The organism is Micromonospora sp. bgisy143 (genome assembly GCF_057708145.1).
In genome coordinates this window covers 27,656-41,908 of the sequence record NZ_JBYIRN010000009.1, presented here as the reverse complement: position 1 = coordinate 41,908, position 14,253 = coordinate 27,656, and the positions used below count along the sequence as shown (strand labels likewise).

Annotated in this window: 16 protein-coding genes; 7 read left to right on the top strand and 9 right to left on the bottom strand. The window is 72.9% G+C overall.

Going from position 1 to position 14,253, the window contains the following annotated elements; all coding sequences use genetic code 11:
* Positions 1–7: 7 nt before the first annotated feature.
* Positions 8–1,039 (bottom strand): SIS domain-containing protein, encoded by a 1,032-nt coding sequence (locus AC3EN4_RS13390; protein ID WP_422740819.1) that lies wholly within the window; start codon positions 1,037–1,039, stop codon positions 8–10.
* A 181-nt stretch (positions 1,040–1,220) separates the two neighbouring features.
* Between AC3EN4_RS13390 and AC3EN4_RS13385 the strand changes: the two genes are divergently transcribed.
* Entirely contained in the window at positions 1,221–3,056 is a 1,836-nt protein-coding gene (locus AC3EN4_RS13385; RefSeq protein WP_435206214.1) for a tetratricopeptide repeat protein, read from the top strand.
* A gap of 65 nt (positions 3,057–3,121) precedes the next feature.
* Here the strand turns inward: AC3EN4_RS13385 and AC3EN4_RS13380 are convergent, their stop codons facing one another.
* On the bottom strand, positions 3,122–4,705 hold the full coding sequence (locus tag AC3EN4_RS13380; RefSeq protein ID WP_435206213.1) for an MDR family MFS transporter: 1,584 nt from the start codon (positions 4,703–4,705) through the stop codon (positions 3,122–3,124).
* A gap of 112 nt (positions 4,706–4,817) precedes the next feature.
* Between AC3EN4_RS13380 and AC3EN4_RS13375 the strand changes: the two genes are divergently transcribed.
* Positions 4,818–5,429 (top strand): TetR/AcrR family transcriptional regulator, encoded by a 612-nt coding sequence (locus tag AC3EN4_RS13375; RefSeq protein WP_435206212.1) that lies wholly within the window; start codon positions 4,818–4,820, stop codon positions 5,427–5,429.
* 10 nt (positions 5,430–5,439) lie between these two features.
* Here AC3EN4_RS13375 and AC3EN4_RS13370 read toward each other — a convergent pair whose 3' ends face one another.
* Both AC3EN4_RS13370 and AC3EN4_RS13365 read right to left on the bottom strand, forming a co-directional pair.
* A complete protein-coding gene (locus AC3EN4_RS13370) occupies positions 5,440–5,949 on the bottom strand; it encodes a GNAT family N-acetyltransferase (RefSeq protein ID WP_435206211.1) in 510 nt (169 codons plus the stop codon).
* Positions 5,946–6,167, bottom strand: coding sequence for a biotin/lipoyl-binding carrier protein (locus AC3EN4_RS13365; protein ID WP_007464729.1), 222 nt, complete (start codon positions 6,165–6,167; stop codon positions 5,946–5,948). The genes AC3EN4_RS13370 and AC3EN4_RS13365 overlap by 4 nt, the downstream gene beginning before the upstream one ends.
* Before the next feature lie 210 nt (positions 6,168–6,377).
* Between AC3EN4_RS13365 and AC3EN4_RS13360 the strand changes: the two genes are divergently transcribed.
* Complete coding sequence (locus AC3EN4_RS13360; protein ID WP_369752275.1) at positions 6,378–6,452, top strand: 50S ribosomal protein bL37; 75 nt, start codon at positions 6,378–6,380, stop codon at positions 6,450–6,452.
* A 122-nt stretch (positions 6,453–6,574) separates the two neighbouring features.
* Here AC3EN4_RS13360 and rsrA read toward each other — a convergent pair whose 3' ends face one another.
* The 5 genes from rsrA to AC3EN4_RS13335 all read right to left on the bottom strand — a co-directional run bounded on the left by rsrA (position 6,575) and on the right by AC3EN4_RS13335 (position 9,921).
* On the bottom strand, positions 6,575–6,862 hold the full coding sequence (gene rsrA, locus AC3EN4_RS13355; RefSeq protein ID WP_355050536.1) for a mycothiol system anti-sigma-R factor: 288 nt from the start codon (positions 6,860–6,862) through the stop codon (positions 6,575–6,577).
* Position 6,863: 1 nt separating this feature from the next.
* On the bottom strand, positions 6,864–7,691 hold the full coding sequence (locus AC3EN4_RS13350; protein WP_435206210.1) for a sigma-70 family RNA polymerase sigma factor: 828 nt from the start codon (positions 7,689–7,691) through the stop codon (positions 6,864–6,866).
* A 215-nt stretch (positions 7,692–7,906) separates the two neighbouring features.
* A complete protein-coding gene (locus tag AC3EN4_RS13345) occupies positions 7,907–8,569 on the bottom strand; it encodes an alpha/beta hydrolase family protein (protein ID WP_435206209.1) in 663 nt (220 codons plus the stop codon).
* Positions 8,570–8,622: 53 nt separating this feature from the next.
* Positions 8,623–9,015 carry a WhiB family transcriptional regulator gene (locus AC3EN4_RS13340; RefSeq protein WP_422736750.1) on the bottom strand — a complete coding sequence of 131 codons (393 nt, stop codon included), beginning with the start codon at positions 9,013–9,015 and terminating at the stop codon, positions 8,623–8,625.
* 195 nt (positions 9,016–9,210) lie between these two features.
* On the bottom strand, positions 9,211–9,921 hold the full coding sequence (locus AC3EN4_RS13335) for an SOS response-associated peptidase (RefSeq protein WP_435206208.1): 711 nt from the start codon (positions 9,919–9,921) through the stop codon (positions 9,211–9,213).
* A gap of 102 nt (positions 9,922–10,023) precedes the next feature.
* Here AC3EN4_RS13335 and aroA point away from each other — a divergent pair, with 102 nt between their 5' ends.
* The 4 genes from aroA (at position 10,024) to AC3EN4_RS13315 (ending at position 14,233) form a co-directional block, all read left to right on the top strand.
* Positions 10,024–11,322 carry a 3-phosphoshikimate 1-carboxyvinyltransferase gene (gene aroA, locus AC3EN4_RS13330; RefSeq protein WP_435206207.1) on the top strand — a complete coding sequence of 433 codons (1,299 nt, stop codon included), beginning with the start codon at positions 10,024–10,026 and terminating at the stop codon, positions 11,320–11,322.
* Between the two features lie 67 nt (positions 11,323–11,389).
* Positions 11,390–12,460 (top strand): ribosome small subunit-dependent GTPase A, encoded by a 1,071-nt coding sequence (rsgA, locus tag AC3EN4_RS13325; protein WP_435206206.1) that lies wholly within the window; start codon positions 11,390–11,392, stop codon positions 12,458–12,460.
* Between the two features lie 40 nt (positions 12,461–12,500).
* Positions 12,501–13,319, top strand: coding sequence for a histidinol-phosphatase (hisN, locus tag AC3EN4_RS13320; RefSeq protein WP_435206205.1), 819 nt, complete (start codon positions 12,501–12,503; stop codon positions 13,317–13,319).
* Between the two features lie 59 nt (positions 13,320–13,378).
* A complete protein-coding gene (locus AC3EN4_RS13315) occupies positions 13,379–14,233 on the top strand; it encodes a hypothetical protein (protein ID WP_435206319.1) in 855 nt (284 codons plus the stop codon).
* Positions 14,234–14,253: the final 20 nt, after the last annotated feature.

Below are 14,253 nucleotides of genomic sequence, written 5' to 3'. Positions count from 1 at the left end.
CCACGCCTCACATCGTCGCGGTGACCTTCTTCAGGCCACGCGGCGCGTCCGGGTCCTCACCACGGGTCAGCGCCAACGCCAGCGCCAGCCGCTGCAAGGGCAGGATGTCCAGCAGCGGGGCGTACCGCTCGTCGACCTCCGGGACGGCGAGCCGCGCGGTGCCCGGCACGTCGGCGGAGCCGACCACCACCACGTCGGCGCGGCGCTCACCGAGGCGGGGCAGCACCTCGCCCATCGACCGGCCGCCGGGGCCGGAGCCGACAACCGCGAGCACCGGTACCTCCGGGTCGGTCATCGCGAGCGGGCCGTGCAGCAGGTCGGCGCCGGAGAAGGCGAGCGCCGGCAGGTACGAGGTCTCCATCAGCTTCAGCGCGGCCTCGCGGGCCGTCGGGTAGGCGTACCCCCGGCCGGTGGTGACGAGTTGGCGGGCGAAGCGGTACCGCGGCGCGAGCTGGGCCGGGGTGTCGTCGGCGAGGGTGCGCGCGGCCAGGTCGGGCAGCGCGGCGAGCGCCTCGCGCTCGACCGCCGGGAGCGCGCCGTCGCCGGCCCGGATGCCCTCCACCAGCATCAGCAGGGCGAGCAGCTCGGCGGTGTACGTCTTCGTCGCCGCCACCGCGCGCTCGTGCCCGGCGGCGATGTCGATGCTCAACTCGGCCGTCTCGACCAGCGGGGAGTCGGGGGCGTTGGTCACCGCGAGGGTGAGCGCGCCGGAGGCCCGCGCGGCGCGCAGCACCTCGGCCAGGTCGGGTGAGCCACCGCTCTGGCTGACCCCGACGACGAGCGCGTCGGACAGGTCGGGACGCGCGCCGAAGAGGGTGACCACGCTCGGCGAGGCGAGCCCGGCGGGCAGGCCGAGCCGGATCTCGGTCAGGTACGCCCCGTAGAGGGCGGCGTGGTCGGAGGTGCCCCGGGCGGTGAAGACGACGTGCCGAGGCCGACGCTCGGCGACGACCGCGGCCACCTCGGCGATCGCCGCCGCGTTGGCGCTGTCGAGCAGGCGCGCGTAACCGGCGGGCTGCTCGTTGATGTCGGCGGCCATCCCGGACCCTGCACGTGACACGGACACTCCCCTCCTGCGCGATTGCCGCGCGTTTCCTGCTCAGTCTTGCACCCTTCTGCCGGTCACAGCAATTATTCGAGCAGTAGTGCGCAGTTGATCACTTGATCATCTCAATATCAACTACGCTGGCCCCGCCGAGAAACTGCGACGAGAGGACACCGTGCCCGAGGGAAGGGACAACCCCGCGCTCTCCGCGACGGAGGAGCTGGCCCTGGCCCGGCTGGCACTGGGCGAAGGTGACCTCCACCATGCCGCCCGCCACCTCGCCGGTGCGCTGGCCCGCGCCCCCACCCTGCCCGAGGTGCACGAGACGCTGGCCCACCTCGCCGCGGCCGACGGCGGAGGTCTCGACCTCTTCCCGATCAACCACCACACCTTCGTGGGCGCGGTCGTCGCCCGCGCTCACCTGCTGGCCGCCGCCGGCCGCCCCGCCGAAGGGCTGGAACTGCTCGCCGCCGCGACCGGTCACGCGCCCGGCGCCGAGTGGGCCGGCGTGCCCTGGGTGACCGCCCCCGAACTGGCCGAACGGCTGGATCCGGACCGCCTGGCCCGCGTCCTCATGCAGGTCTGCGCGGGGCTGGGCGACCCGGTGCCACGCGCCGGTCGGGCCGCCCTCACGCCGTACCTCACGCTGGCCCGCAACGCCGTCACCGTCCATCCGGACAACGGGACGCTGCTGGGCGCGGCGTCCGCGCTGGCCCGGCGTCTCGGCGAGGTCGCGCTGGCGATCCGCTGGGCCAGCCGAGGGGTACGGAGTCAGCCGTCGAAAATGGGCGAGGTCTGGCTCGGGTACGCGTACCGCAGCGCGGGCCGGACCCGCGACGCCCTCGCGGCCCTGTACCGGGCGGTCGACCTGGACCCCGACGACCTGGCCGTCTACGCCGACATCGCCGGCACCCTGGCGGACATCGGGCGGCTCGACGACGCGCTGGAGTGGACCGAGCGAGCGCTGGCCCGGGACCCGACGTTCGACTGCGCGGTGCACACGACGCACCGCCTGCGGCACCTGCGCGACGGCGACGTGTCCCACCTCGTCGCGCTCGCCGACTTCATCCGTGACCACCCGGACGACAGCCACGAGCACGGCGACCTGGCCCAGTGCTGCCGGGGACGGCCGTGGCTCGGGCAACTGACGCCAGCCGGCGGCCCGCTGCTGGACGCGCTGCGCCGGGCGGTCGCCGACGACGACAACGGTCTCGGCGGCGTCGTACGCCTCGCGGCGGCAGCCCCACCGAGCGCCCTGCGGACCGCGACGTCGGTGGCGCCCGGGCTGCGGATCGAGGTCGAGGCCGAGGACGCGGTCGAGCCGGACCCCCGCGAGCCCCGGCGCGCGTCCGGGCGGCGGCTCTGGACCTTCACGGGGCACCTGCCGACGCCCGCGCTCGCGGCCCCGTCGGCGACGGCGGTCGAACGGATCGGTCAGGTGACGCAACCGGCCTGGCCGCACCCACCGGCCGCCTACGACGCGGCGGTGGGCCTGGCCGGTCTCGACGTGGACGACCTGCTCGGGCTGCTGGTGCACCCGCCCGCCGCGCCGGCCAACGCGCTGGGCCGGCTGCTGGCTGCCCAGGACCCGTCGATCTGGGTACGCGGGGTGCAGGTGTGGGCCTGTCTGGGGCTGCTGCACCAGCGCACCGACGAGCCCTGGGACGGCTCGACGAGACGACAGGTGCTGCTCGACCTGGTCTGGGGCGTGGAGGACTGGGTCACCGAGGCGGCGCTGTTCGCCCTGGTCACCGCCGCCTGGGTGGACCCGACGGCACGGTCGGACGTGGCCCGGGTGGTGGCGGAGCGGTTGGCCGACGCGGCGACGGTGACCCGGACGCGGCCGGTGCCGATCGCGACCTCGCTGGCCCACCTCGCGCTGGCCGCCCCCGCCGTCGACCCGGCCACCACGGCCCTGGCCACCCGGATGCTCGGCGAGCGGGCACCCCGCCTGCCCCGGCCCCGCAACCCGCTGCGCCGGCTCTGGCAGCGCCTGACCCACCGCCGCTGAGCCTTCCGCCCCGCACGCGAGAAGCGCCCCGCCACTGTCGTGGCGGGTCGCTTCTGGTGGAAGGGTCAGGCCACCGGGGCCTTGCCGAGGGCGACCTCGGCCTCCTCCTCCGGAGTCGCCTGCGGCGGCGCCTCGTTGGCGGTGCGCAGCGGGATCTCCTTGATGAACCAGGCGAGCACCGGGATCACCACGGTGAACAGCACGGCCCAGAGGAACACGTGCGAGATCGCGTCGGCCAGGCCGCTGAGGACCAGCTCGCGCGCCTGGGCGGGCAGCTGCTTGAGCTTCTCCAGGTCCATCCCGCCGCCGCTGGACTCGCCACCGAAGGCCGCGCCGGCGGCGGAGTCGGCCAGCCGGTTGGCGAAGATCGCGCCGAACAGCGAGATGCCGAACGAGCCGCCGATGGACCGGAAGAACGTGGCCGCGCCGCTCGCCGCGCCCAGGTCCTTCTGCTCCACGCTGTTCTGCGCGATCAGCATCGAGGTCTGCATGAGGAAGCCCATGCCGACGCCGAGCACGACCATGTAGAGCGAGGACGTCAGCTTGCTGGTGTCGGTGTCGAGCATCGACAGCAGCGCCATGCCGCCGGCCATCACCACACCACCGATGATCGGGTACGCCCGGTACTTTCCGTTCTTGGTGATCGCCCGACCGATGGCCAGCGATACGACGAGCATGCCGAACATCAGCGGCAGCAGCAGCAGGCCGCTGTTGGTGGCCGAGGCCCCCTGCACGGTCTGCTGGTACAGCGGCAGGAAGTTCATCGCGCCGAACATCGCGAAGCCGAGCAGGAAGCCGATCACCGAGATCAGCGCGAAGTTACGGTTGGCGAAGAGCGTCAACGGCAGGATCGGCTCCGGCACCCGGCGTTCCACCAGGCCGAACGCCACCAGTGCGACAAGCGCCAACGCGGCCAGGCCGAAGATCTGCGGCGAGGTCCAGTCGTACTCGTTGCCACCCCACGTGGTGATCAGGACGATCGCGGTGATGCCCACCGAGAGCAGCCCGGCACCGAGCCAGTCGATCCGGTGCTCGGTCCGGTACTTGGGCAGGTGCATGGTGGTGATGAGCACCAGCAGCGCGAGGCCACCGAGCGGCAGGTTGACGTAGAACGCCCACCGCCAGGAGAGGTTGTCGGTGATGAAGCCGCCGACCAGCGGACCGGCGACCATGGCGATGGCCATGATGCCGGCGATCATGCCCTGGTAGCGCCCGCGCTCGCGGGGCGGAACCAGGTCACCGATGATCGCCATCACGCCGACCATCAGACCGCCCGCGCCGAGGCCCTGCACGGCCCGGAAGGCGATGAGCTGGACCATGCCGTCCCCGGGCCCACCGAACATCGAAGAGCCGGCCATACCGCAGAGGGCCGAGCCGACGAGGAAGATGCCGACCGAGGTCAGGAAGACCGACTTGCGGCCGTAGAGGTCACCGAGCTTGCCCCAGATCGGGGTGGAGACGGTCGTGCCCAGGACGTACGCGGTGACCACCCAGGTGAAATGGTTGAGACCGCCGAACTCGCCGACGATCCGCGGCAGCGCGGTGCTGACGATCATGTTGTCGAGCATCGCGAGCATCATCGCGATCATCAGCCCGAACAGCACGACCCGTACATTGGGTCGCACGTCGGCCTGGGTTGCCTGAGTCATGGGTAAGCTCCCCCCGAGGATTGTCGTACTTACTTGCCGCCCGGCTAGTCACCTTACTAGCCGCACGGTAAGTTGGGTACCAACTAGCGGTCAACCGAATTGGAGGGCGTGGGTGAGGGAGAGCACAGGCGGCACCCGAGAGCGGATAAAGGCCGTCGCGTTGGAGCTCTTCACCGAGCAGGGCTACGAGAAGACCTCGCTGCGGGAGATCGCCGAACGCCTCAACGTCACCAAGGCCGCGCTCTACTACCACTTCAAGAGCAAGGACGACATCGTCGCCAGCTTCGTGGAGGATCGGCTCGACCAGATGGACGCGCTGACCGCCTGGGGTGAGTCCCAGCCGGCGACCCTGGAGACCCGCCGCGCGCTGATCTCCCGCTACGCCGACACGATGTTCGGCGGCGACATGCCCTCGGTGATGCGCTTCTTCGAGCAGAACCAGACCGTGCTCAAGAGCCTCTCCTCCGGCCAACAGATGCGCGGCCGGATGATGCAGCTCGCCAACGCGCTCTGCCGCGGCGACGACTCTCCCGCCGCCCAGCTCCGCGCCGCGCTGTCCCTCTTCGCCGTGCACACGAGCTGGTTCGCCGTACGGGCACCCGGCATCACCGACTCCGAGCGCCGCCGGCTCGCGCTGGAGGTCGCCGACGAGTTGCTGGCCGCCATCGGCACACCACGAGACGAGGACGCGACCCCGAGCAGCACGGCCGACGCTCGCGGCTGACCCGCGGCACTCAACCCCGGGGCAGTTCCCGCCGCAGGCCGAGCAGGTCCACGCCCGGCACCGGCGACCAGTCCTTCTCCGGGGTCCGGACGAACCCGAGCCGCTCGTAGAGCCGATGGGCCGGTACGGCCATCCCCGCCCGGACGCAAATCACGACCGCCGTGCAGCCCAGCTCGGCCGCCCGGTCGACACACGCCCGGGCCAGTGCCGCGCCGACGCCCCGCCCCTGGGCAGCCGGGTCGACTGCCAGCATGCGGAACTCCGCCTCGCCCGGCCCGGACAGCTCGGCGAACGGGGTGCCCGGCAGCACGAACGTCACCGAGCCGAGCACCGCGCCGGTCGCCTCGTCCACCGCGACCAGCACCGCGCCGGCGGCGGCCCGGGTCGACACGTCGGCCAGCACCGCCGCGTACCCGTGCTCGCCCTTGAGCTGACCATCCGCCTCGTACGCGGCAACGGTCAGGCGGGCGACCGCCGGGAAGTCGGCCGGATCGGCGAGCCGGACCAGAAGGCCGGTCAACCGATCACCGCGATCAGGTCACCGTCCTGCACGACGTCACCCTCGTGCACGGCGAGCTGCTGGACCACGCCGTCGGCCTCCGCGACGACCGGGATCTCCATCTTCATCGACTCGAGGATCACCAGGGTGTCGCCCTCGGACACGGTGTCGCCCGCCGACGCGACGACCTTCCAGACGTTCGCCACCATCTCGGCGCGGATCTCCTCGGCCATGTCCACGGCCCTCCCTTTTCGCGATGTGCCTGCCGACGTATCCAATCACGCGAGGCTGGGGCGTGGGTGCGCAGCGGCGCGGTCGGCCCCGGGGGGAGGGACGAGGTGCCGGTCGCACTACCATCAGCGGGTCGGACCCGACGCCGGGCGGCCGGTGGGTGCAACCGGCGCGCGGCCGCGCGTGAGACGGATCCGACCCATCACGAGGAGGTCAGCATGGCGAAGAAGGCCCGCAAGAAGAAGGCCCGCAAGAAGAGCAGCGCGAACCACGGTAAGCGCCCCAACTCCTGAACGCGCCGACGGGCGGACAGCCCGTCGACGGTCAGCTCAGCCCCGGCCGAGGCCGGGTATACCGGTGGCCCGGGTCGGTATCGACCCGGGCCACCGGTATGTGTGCTTCGGTACGGCGACGCTCAGTCGGCCAGTTCGCGCGAATCGCTGGTCTCGAAGACCACCAGCTCGGTGAGCTTGACCCGCAGCCGCTCACGCAGCTGATCCGGCGCGGTCTCGTTGCCGCAGCAACGCGCGACCAGCGCCCGCACCTCCTGCTCGAGCCCGTACTCGCGCAGGCACGGCCCGCACTCGTCGAGGTGGTGCCGGATCAGCGCGCGCCGCTCGTCGGCGCACTCGAGATCCAGGTAGAGGTAGACCTCCGCGAGCACCTCGCGGCAGTCCGTCTCGTGCGGCTCTCCACAGCTCACGTCACACCTCCCGGCCGGCAGCGGCAGCGGTCGAGCCCTTCGCGGACCGGGCCGGGCTGAAGCCTCGCTCCGCGGCGTACTGCTCGAGCAGCTTGCGCAGATTACGACGGCCACGGTGCAGACGCGACATCACGGTGCCGATCGGCGTGCCCATGATGTCGGCGACCTCCTTGTACGAGAAGCCCTCGACGTCGGTCAGGTAGACGGCCAGGCGGAACTCCTCCGGCAACTGCTGGAGGGCCTCCTTCACGTCGCTGTCCGGCAGCCGGTCCAGTGCCTCGGTCTCCGCCGAACGCAGACCGCTGGAGGTGTGCGACTCGGCCTCGGCGAGCTGCCAGTCGGTGATCTCCTCGGTCGGCGCCTGGATCGGCTGGCGCTGCCGCTTGCGGTAGGAGTTGATGTAGGTGTTGGTCAGGATCCGGTAGAGCCAGGCCTTCAGGTTCGTGCCCTGCTCGAACTGGTGGAAGGCGGCGTACGCCTTCAGGTACGTCTCCTGGACCAGGTCTTCGGCATCCGCCGGATTACGCGTCATGCGCAGCCCAGCAGCGTAGAGCTGATCGACGAATGGCATCGCGTCCCGCTCGAACCGGGCCCTGCGCTCGTCCGTCTTCTCGGTGGTCAACCGCACATCCCCTCGCGTCGGATGCTTTCCCGCCGAGGATACGCGCACGGACCTGCCCACAGATTCACTTCCGGCCGGTGTGCTCGTGCTCACCGCACCCACCCCGCCCGGTCCCGCTGTCACGGGCCAGTCCGGACCAGCCAGCAGCCGCCGTAGCTGCCGGGCGTCCCGCTCGTCCCGTTCCAGGCTTCGTGTCTCGGTCGGCACCGGTCACCCCCCTCGCAGAAAAGTCGTCCGGGGTTAGTAACGCGAGATGACCACTGGGGCATTCCGTCCGGCTCTCCCGTTCCTGGTCCCGGCCCCGGTGACGCCGGCGCTGGGACCAGGAAGGGCCTGGGAGGACTGGCACCACCTGTCCGGATCGGACCGGCGGCACCATCGGATGCAACGACCCGCGCCCGGCACCGGAAACGGTCGGCCGATCAGTCCGCCGTCCACCCGTGGGAGCGCAGCCAGTCCCGTACCACCGCGCCGGTGCCGGCCGGGTCCCGCCGCAGGTCGTGCGTCTCCCCCGGCCGGATCACCACCTGCACGCCCGGCCCGGACTCCGGTACGCCGAACGGGTCCCGGTCGCCGTTGACCACGAGCGTGGGCAGGCCGGTGGCGAGTTCGGCGGCCCGGGACCGCTCCGGCTTGCCGGGCGGGTGCAGCGGAAAGGCCAGCGCGAGGACACCGGCCGCGCCGACCACGCCGGCCGTCCGGCAGGCGACCCGCGCGCCGCTGGAACGGCCGCCGACCAGGATCGTGGGTACGTCGGCGTACCGCTCGCGCAGCGCGGCGAGCACGGCGGTCCAGGCCTCGTCGAGGTGCCCGGCGGGAGCCGGCGCGCGACGACCGGCGACCCGGTAGGGCTGTGTCACCCGGATCACCGTCAGGCCGGCGGCCACCGCCGCGTCCCGCACCGCGAGCAGGTCGGGCGCGTCCACGCTGCCGCCGGCCCCGTGCCCGAGCACCAGCAGGGCGGCCGGCGGCCGAGCCGGTGCGGCGCCGGCCGGACGGCCCGGCGCGCCGGTCGGCCCGGCCGGTGGGTCGGTGTCGATCCGCGCCGGACCGCGCGGTGTGTTGATCTCTTCGCTGGGCGGCACCGGCCCATTCTGCGCCGACCGGACCGGTCAGCGCGCTCGGTTCACCACCATGGTCAGCTCAGCGGCACCAGGGTGAGCAGGCGGTCGCGCACCGGAGGCCCGGCGTCGTCGGCCGCGTCCGGATCGGGCTCGACCTCGCCGCGCCAGGCGACAAGCATCGCCCGCCGCTCGCGGGGGGTGGTCGCCCCCCACACGCCGTGGCAGTCGCCGACCTCCAGTGCCCATGCCAGGCAGGAACCCTGCACGTCGCAACTGCGGCACAGCGCGACGGCGGCGTCCGCCGGTTCGTTCGGCGCCGGAAAGAACGTCTCCGGATCGACGCTCTGGCACGTCCCTCTGGTGCGCCACGCCTCGTCCTGCCGACGTTCCCGTAGCGCCCGTAGCAGCCGCGGATCTCTGCGTGCCGCAGCAACCTCGTGCGGGCGGGGCATACGCGCCCGTGTCATTTCACCCACCTCCCCCGTGGGACCGGCAGGATCGGTGAAGTCGTCCGCCCCGTGCGAATCGACAGCCACTACCGGCGCTGTGTTGTATCGCACTTTCGGACACCGGGACAAGGGGCTTTCGAGAACATGACTGAACGGCCAGGCGACGAATCGATCAGAACCTGGCAAATCGGCGCTCGACGATGCCTCTCATTGTCAGAACAGAGTCAACTCCGGCGCGGACGACATTGACGGAACGGACACCCGGGCGGTCAACTCCGGGCCGTCGTTGCGGACGTCACCCACCGCCGGCCCGACCGGGCGGATCTCCAACCCGGCGAGAAGGTCGGATGACACGGGCGCGAGCAGACGCTCCGGCTCGTCGCACGGCGTCAGCCACGACGACCACCGGTCGGGGGCCAGCAGCACCGGCATCCGGTCGTGCACCTCGGCCAGCTCGCCGCGCGCCGCCGTGGTCAGCACGCTGAAGGTGAGCCGACTGTCCGCGCCGGACTCCCAGAACGACCAGATCCCGGCCAGGGCGAGCACCGAACCGTCGGTCGGGGTCATGAAGTACGCCTGCCGGCCACCGTCGGGGCGGCGCACCCACTCGTACCAGCCGTCGGCCGGCACCAGGCAGCGGCGGCGGGCGAACGCGCCGGCGTACGCCCGGCTGGTCGCCACCGTCTCGGCCCGCGCGTTGATCATGCGGGCCGCGCCGGCGGCAAACCGCGACCAGTGCGGCAGCAGGCCCCAGCGGGCGACGCAGAGGCTGCGGTGTCCCTCGGCGCTGAGCCGGACCAGCGGCACGCGATCGGTGGGCGCGACGTTGTGATCCGGCCGGAGCACCCCGTCGGTGTCGTCGGACGACTCGAACAGGGCGCTCAGCTCACCGGCGCCCCGGGTCGTCGCGTACCTGCCGCACATGCGCTCACGCTAACCCGTGAAGGGCCCCGCCTGCTGTCCCGCCAACCGGGAGTACGTAAGCCGGTCGACGTCACCCACCCGCCGACACGGCAGAATGTAACCGTGGGGAATCTGACCGCGACCCGGCCGCCACAGCCGTGGTCCGCACCGACCGCGTCCGATCCGGTGGCGGCGACACTGCGCCTACCCGGCTCCAAGTCGATGACCGCCCGCGCCCTGGTGCTCAGCGCCCTGGCCGCCGGGCCGTCGACCCTGGCCGAGCCGCTGCGCGCCCGGGACACCGAGCTGATGTCCGCCGGCCTGCGCGCGATGGGCGCGCACGTCTCGATCAGTGACGACGAGCGCTGGCTGGTCCGGCCGCACCCGCTGGTCGGCCCGGCCCACGTGGACGTCGGCCTGGCCGGCACCGTGATGCGGTTCCTGCCGCCGGTGGCCGGGCTGACCGACGGGCAGGTCACCTTCGACGGCGACCCGTACGCCCGCACCCGGCCGCTCGGCCGGCTGGTCGACGCACTGCGCTCGCTGGGCGTACGGATCGACGTCACCGGCACCGGCAGCCTGCCGCTGACCGTGCTCGGCACCGGCGGGGTCACCGGCGGGGAGGTGACGATCGACGCGTCCGTGTCCAGCCAGTTCGTCTCCGCGTTGTTGCTGGCCGCCCCGCGGTTCGACCGGGGCGTGGTCGTGCGCCACGTCGGCCCGCCGGTGCCCTCCGCGCCACACCTGCGGATGACCGTGCAGATGCTGCGCGCCGCCGGCGCGGCCGTGGACGACACCACCCCCGACGTGTGGACCGTCGAGCCCGGCCCACTCACCGGGCGCGGCTGGGAGATCGAGCCGGACCTCTCCGGCGCGGTGCCGTTCTTCGCCGCCGCGCTGGTCACCGGCGGTGAGGTGACGCTCCAGGGCTGGCCGCACCGCAGCGCGCAGCCGGTCGAGCAACTCCGCTCGTTGCTCCAGCAAATGGGCGCCGAGGTCACCCTCTCCACCGGCGGGCTGACCGTCCGCGGCACCGGGGTGGTGCACGGGCTGACCGCCGACCTCTCCGACGTCAGCGAGCTGACCCCGGTGCTGACCGCGCTGGCCATGCTCGCCGACTCGCCCTCGGTCTTCACCGGGGTCGAGCACATCCGCGGCCACGAGACCGACCGACTCGCCGCCCTCGCGCAGGAGTTCGCCGCGCTCGGCGCGGACGTCACCGAGTCGCGGGACGGCCTGGCCATCCGGCCCCGGCCGCTGCGCGGCGGGGTCTTCCGCACCTACCACGACCACCGCATGGCGCACGCCGCCGCGGTGGCCGGGCTCGCCGTGCCGGGCATCGAGGTGGACGACGTCGGCTGTACCTCGAAGACCATGCCCGAGTTCCCGGCACTATGGTCAGCGATGGTGACCGGCAAGTGATCTGACGCGGAGAAGGGGACGGGTTCTGGCGACCAAGCGGCGGGAGTACGACGAGGACGACGTACGGGTGCGGCCCGGCAGGTCGTCGCGTCCGCGTACCCGCACCCGACCCCGGCACGATGACGCGGTGGACGGCTTCGTCATCGCCGTCGACCGGGGGCGCTACCAGTGTGTGCTGGCCGGCGCCGAACGGGGCGTCGTCGGGGCCGAACTGCCGACGGTGACCGCGATGCGAGCCCGGGAACTGGGCCGCAAGTCGGTGGTCGTCGGTGACCGGGTCAGCCTCGTCGGGGACACCTCCGGCGCGCAGGGCGCTCTCGCCCGGATCGTCCGGATCGCCGAGCGCCGCTCGGTGCTGCGCCGCACGGCCGACGACGACGAGACCACCGCCGAGGGCCGGCTGGAACGGGTCGTCGTGGCCAACGCCGACCAGTTGGTGATCGTCAGCGCGCTGGCCGACCCGCCGCCGCGCACCGGGTTCATCGACCGCTGCCTGGTGGCCGCGTACGACGCGGACGTCGACCCGCTGCTCTGCCTCACCAAGGCCGACCTGGCCGGGCCGGAGGAGGTGCTGGGCTACTACACGGAGCTGGAGCTGCCGTACGTGCTCAACCGCCCCGACTCCGACCTGGACGCGCTGCGCGCGCTGCTCAGCGGCAAGGTTTCGGTGCTCGTCGGGCACTCCGGGGTGGGCAAGTCGACGCTGGTGAACCGCCTCGTCCCGGACGCCGCGCGCGCGGTCGGGGTGGTCAGCGCCATCGGGCGCGGCCGGCACACCTCCACCAGCGCGGTGGCGCTGCGGCTACCGCCGGTGCCCGGCGTCGACAGCGACCCGGGCTGGATCATCGACACCCCGGGCATCCGCAGTTTCGGGCTGGCGCACGTCTCCGCCGACAGCCTGCTGCACGGCTTCCCCGACCTGGTGGAGGGCACCGTCGACTGTCCGCCCAACTGCCCGCACACCGCCGACGAGGCCGACTGTGGGCTGGACGCCTGGGTGGCCGCCGGCAAGGCCGACCCGCGCCGGCTGGCGTCGTACCGCCGGTTGCTGGCCTCTCGGGCCGGCGACGGCGACGCGCGCGGCGAGAGCGACCAGCGCGGGCCTGGCGAGGGCGATCAGCGCGGGCCCGACGAGTGACCCGCGGCATGCGACGGTGGGCGTCGGCTAGGTTCCCGGCATGACCGGGTACGCCGACGACCTCGCCCTCGCCCACCTGCTCGCGGACCGCGCCGACATCATCGCCACCGCCCGCTTCCGGTCGCTGGACCTGCGGGTGGACACGAAGCCGGACCTGACGCCGGTCTCCGACGCGGACACCGCCGTGGAGCGGGAGATCCGCGCCCTGCTGGCCGAACACCGCCCCGACGACGGGCTGCTCGGCGAGGAGTACGGCGCACAGCCGGCCGGCGGGCCGGGGGGCCGCCGGTGGATCGTCGACCCGATCGACGGCACCAAGAACTTCGTTCGAGGGGTGCCGGTGTGGGCCAGCCTGATCGCGCTGTACGACGGTGACCGGCCGGCGGTCGGTGTGGTCTCCGCCCCCGCGTTGGGCCGGCGCTGGTGGGCGAGCGCGGGCGCGGGCGCGTACGCCGGTCCCGGTCCCGCCGCGGGCGAGCGGATCGGCGTCTCCGCGGTCGGCGACGTCGCCGACGCCAGCGTCTGCTACTCGTCGCTGACCGGCTGGGAGGACGCCGGGCGGCTCGACGCGATGCTCGACCTGCTGCGGGCCGGCTGGCGCAGCCGGGCGTACGGCGACTTCTACGGCTACATGCTGCTGGCCGAGGGCGCGTTGGAGGTGATGGTCGAGCCGGAGCTGTCCCTGTGGGACGTGGCGGCGCTGGTGCCGATCGTGACCGAGGCGGGCGGCACGATCACGGATCTGACCGGTCGACCCGCGCCGACGGGCCGGCCCGGCACCGAGAGCAGCGTGGTGGCCACCAACGGTGTGCTGCACGCCGACATCCTCGCCCGCCTGGCTCGACCAGCCGAGCGCTGACTCCCGACAACCTCTATCCTCGCCAGGTGGTCTCCTCCGGCTGGTGCTTCCTCGCGGCGATGATCGTCGCGTACGGCTTCGCCAACCTGCTCCAGTCGGTGGCCGCGGCCCGGACCACCGTGCACCACACCTTCGACCCGGGTCTGCTGCTGAGACTGGCCGGGCACCGGACGTACCTGGTCGGGTTGATCTGCCAGATCGGCGGTTTCGTGCTCGCCTTCCTGGCCCGGCGCGACCTGCCCCTGTTCCTGGTGCAGGCGAGCGTGGCGGCCGGGCTCGGCGTGACCGCGATCATCGGGGTGCTGGTGTTGAAGTGGCGGCTGCCGATGGCGGAGGTGGCCCTGTTGGCCCTGCTCTTCGCCGGGATCACCGCGCTGGTGCTGGCCGCGCGGCCCGCGCCGTCGAAGCAACTCGGCACCGCCGGCTCGGTGGCGCTGCTGGTGGCGCTCGGCGTCATCGCGGTGCTCGGCATCTTCGCCGTCCGGCTGCACGGCGCCCCCGGCTCGGTGGCGCTGGGCTCGTTGGCCGGCCTGGCGTTCTCCTCGGCCGCGGTCGCGGCGCGACCGCTGGCCTCCGCGCCGTCGGCCGAGGCGTTCCTCGCCGACCCGCTGTTCTACCTGCTGATCGGTCATTCGATCGTCGGCCAACTACTGCTCGGCCTGGCCATGCAGCGCGGCTCGACGACCGCCGCGGTCGCCGCCATGGACGCCGCCGGCGCCGTGCCCGCGGCGATCGTCGGCCTGCTGCTGCTCAACGACAAGATCTGGCCGGGGCGGGAATGGTTGGCCGCCGCCGGTTTCCTGGTCACCCTGGCCGCCGTGATCGGCCTGACCCGGTACGCCCAACCGCAGCAGCACCGGGCGTTGGCACGCCGCCGTGACCGGGACATGGTCGGCGCCGGCCGGCCCGCGTGAACAGAAGACCCACGCCGCGT

Coding starts and splice junctions, on each gene's coding strand:
- AC3EN4_RS13390 (WP_422740819.1), bottom strand. CDS start 1,039: ATGGCCGCCGACATCAACGAGCAGCCCGCCGGTTACGCGCGCCTGCTC.
- AC3EN4_RS13380 (WP_435206213.1), bottom strand. CDS start 4,705: ATGACTCAGGCAACCCAGGCCGACGTGCGACCCAATGTACGGGTCGTG.
- AC3EN4_RS13340 (WP_422736750.1), bottom strand. CDS start 9,015: ATGACACGGGCGCGTATGCCCCGCCCGCACGAGGTTGCTGCGGCACGC.
- AC3EN4_RS13335 (WP_435206208.1), bottom strand. CDS start 9,921: ATGTGCGGCAGGTACGCGACGACCCGGGGCGCCGGTGAGCTGAGCGCC.
- hisN (WP_435206205.1), top strand. CDS start 12,501: ATGACCGGGTACGCCGACGACCTCGCCCTCGCCCACCTGCTCGCGGAC.
- AC3EN4_RS13315 (WP_435206319.1), top strand. CDS start 13,379: ATGATCGTCGCGTACGGCTTCGCCAACCTGCTCCAGTCGGTGGCCGCG.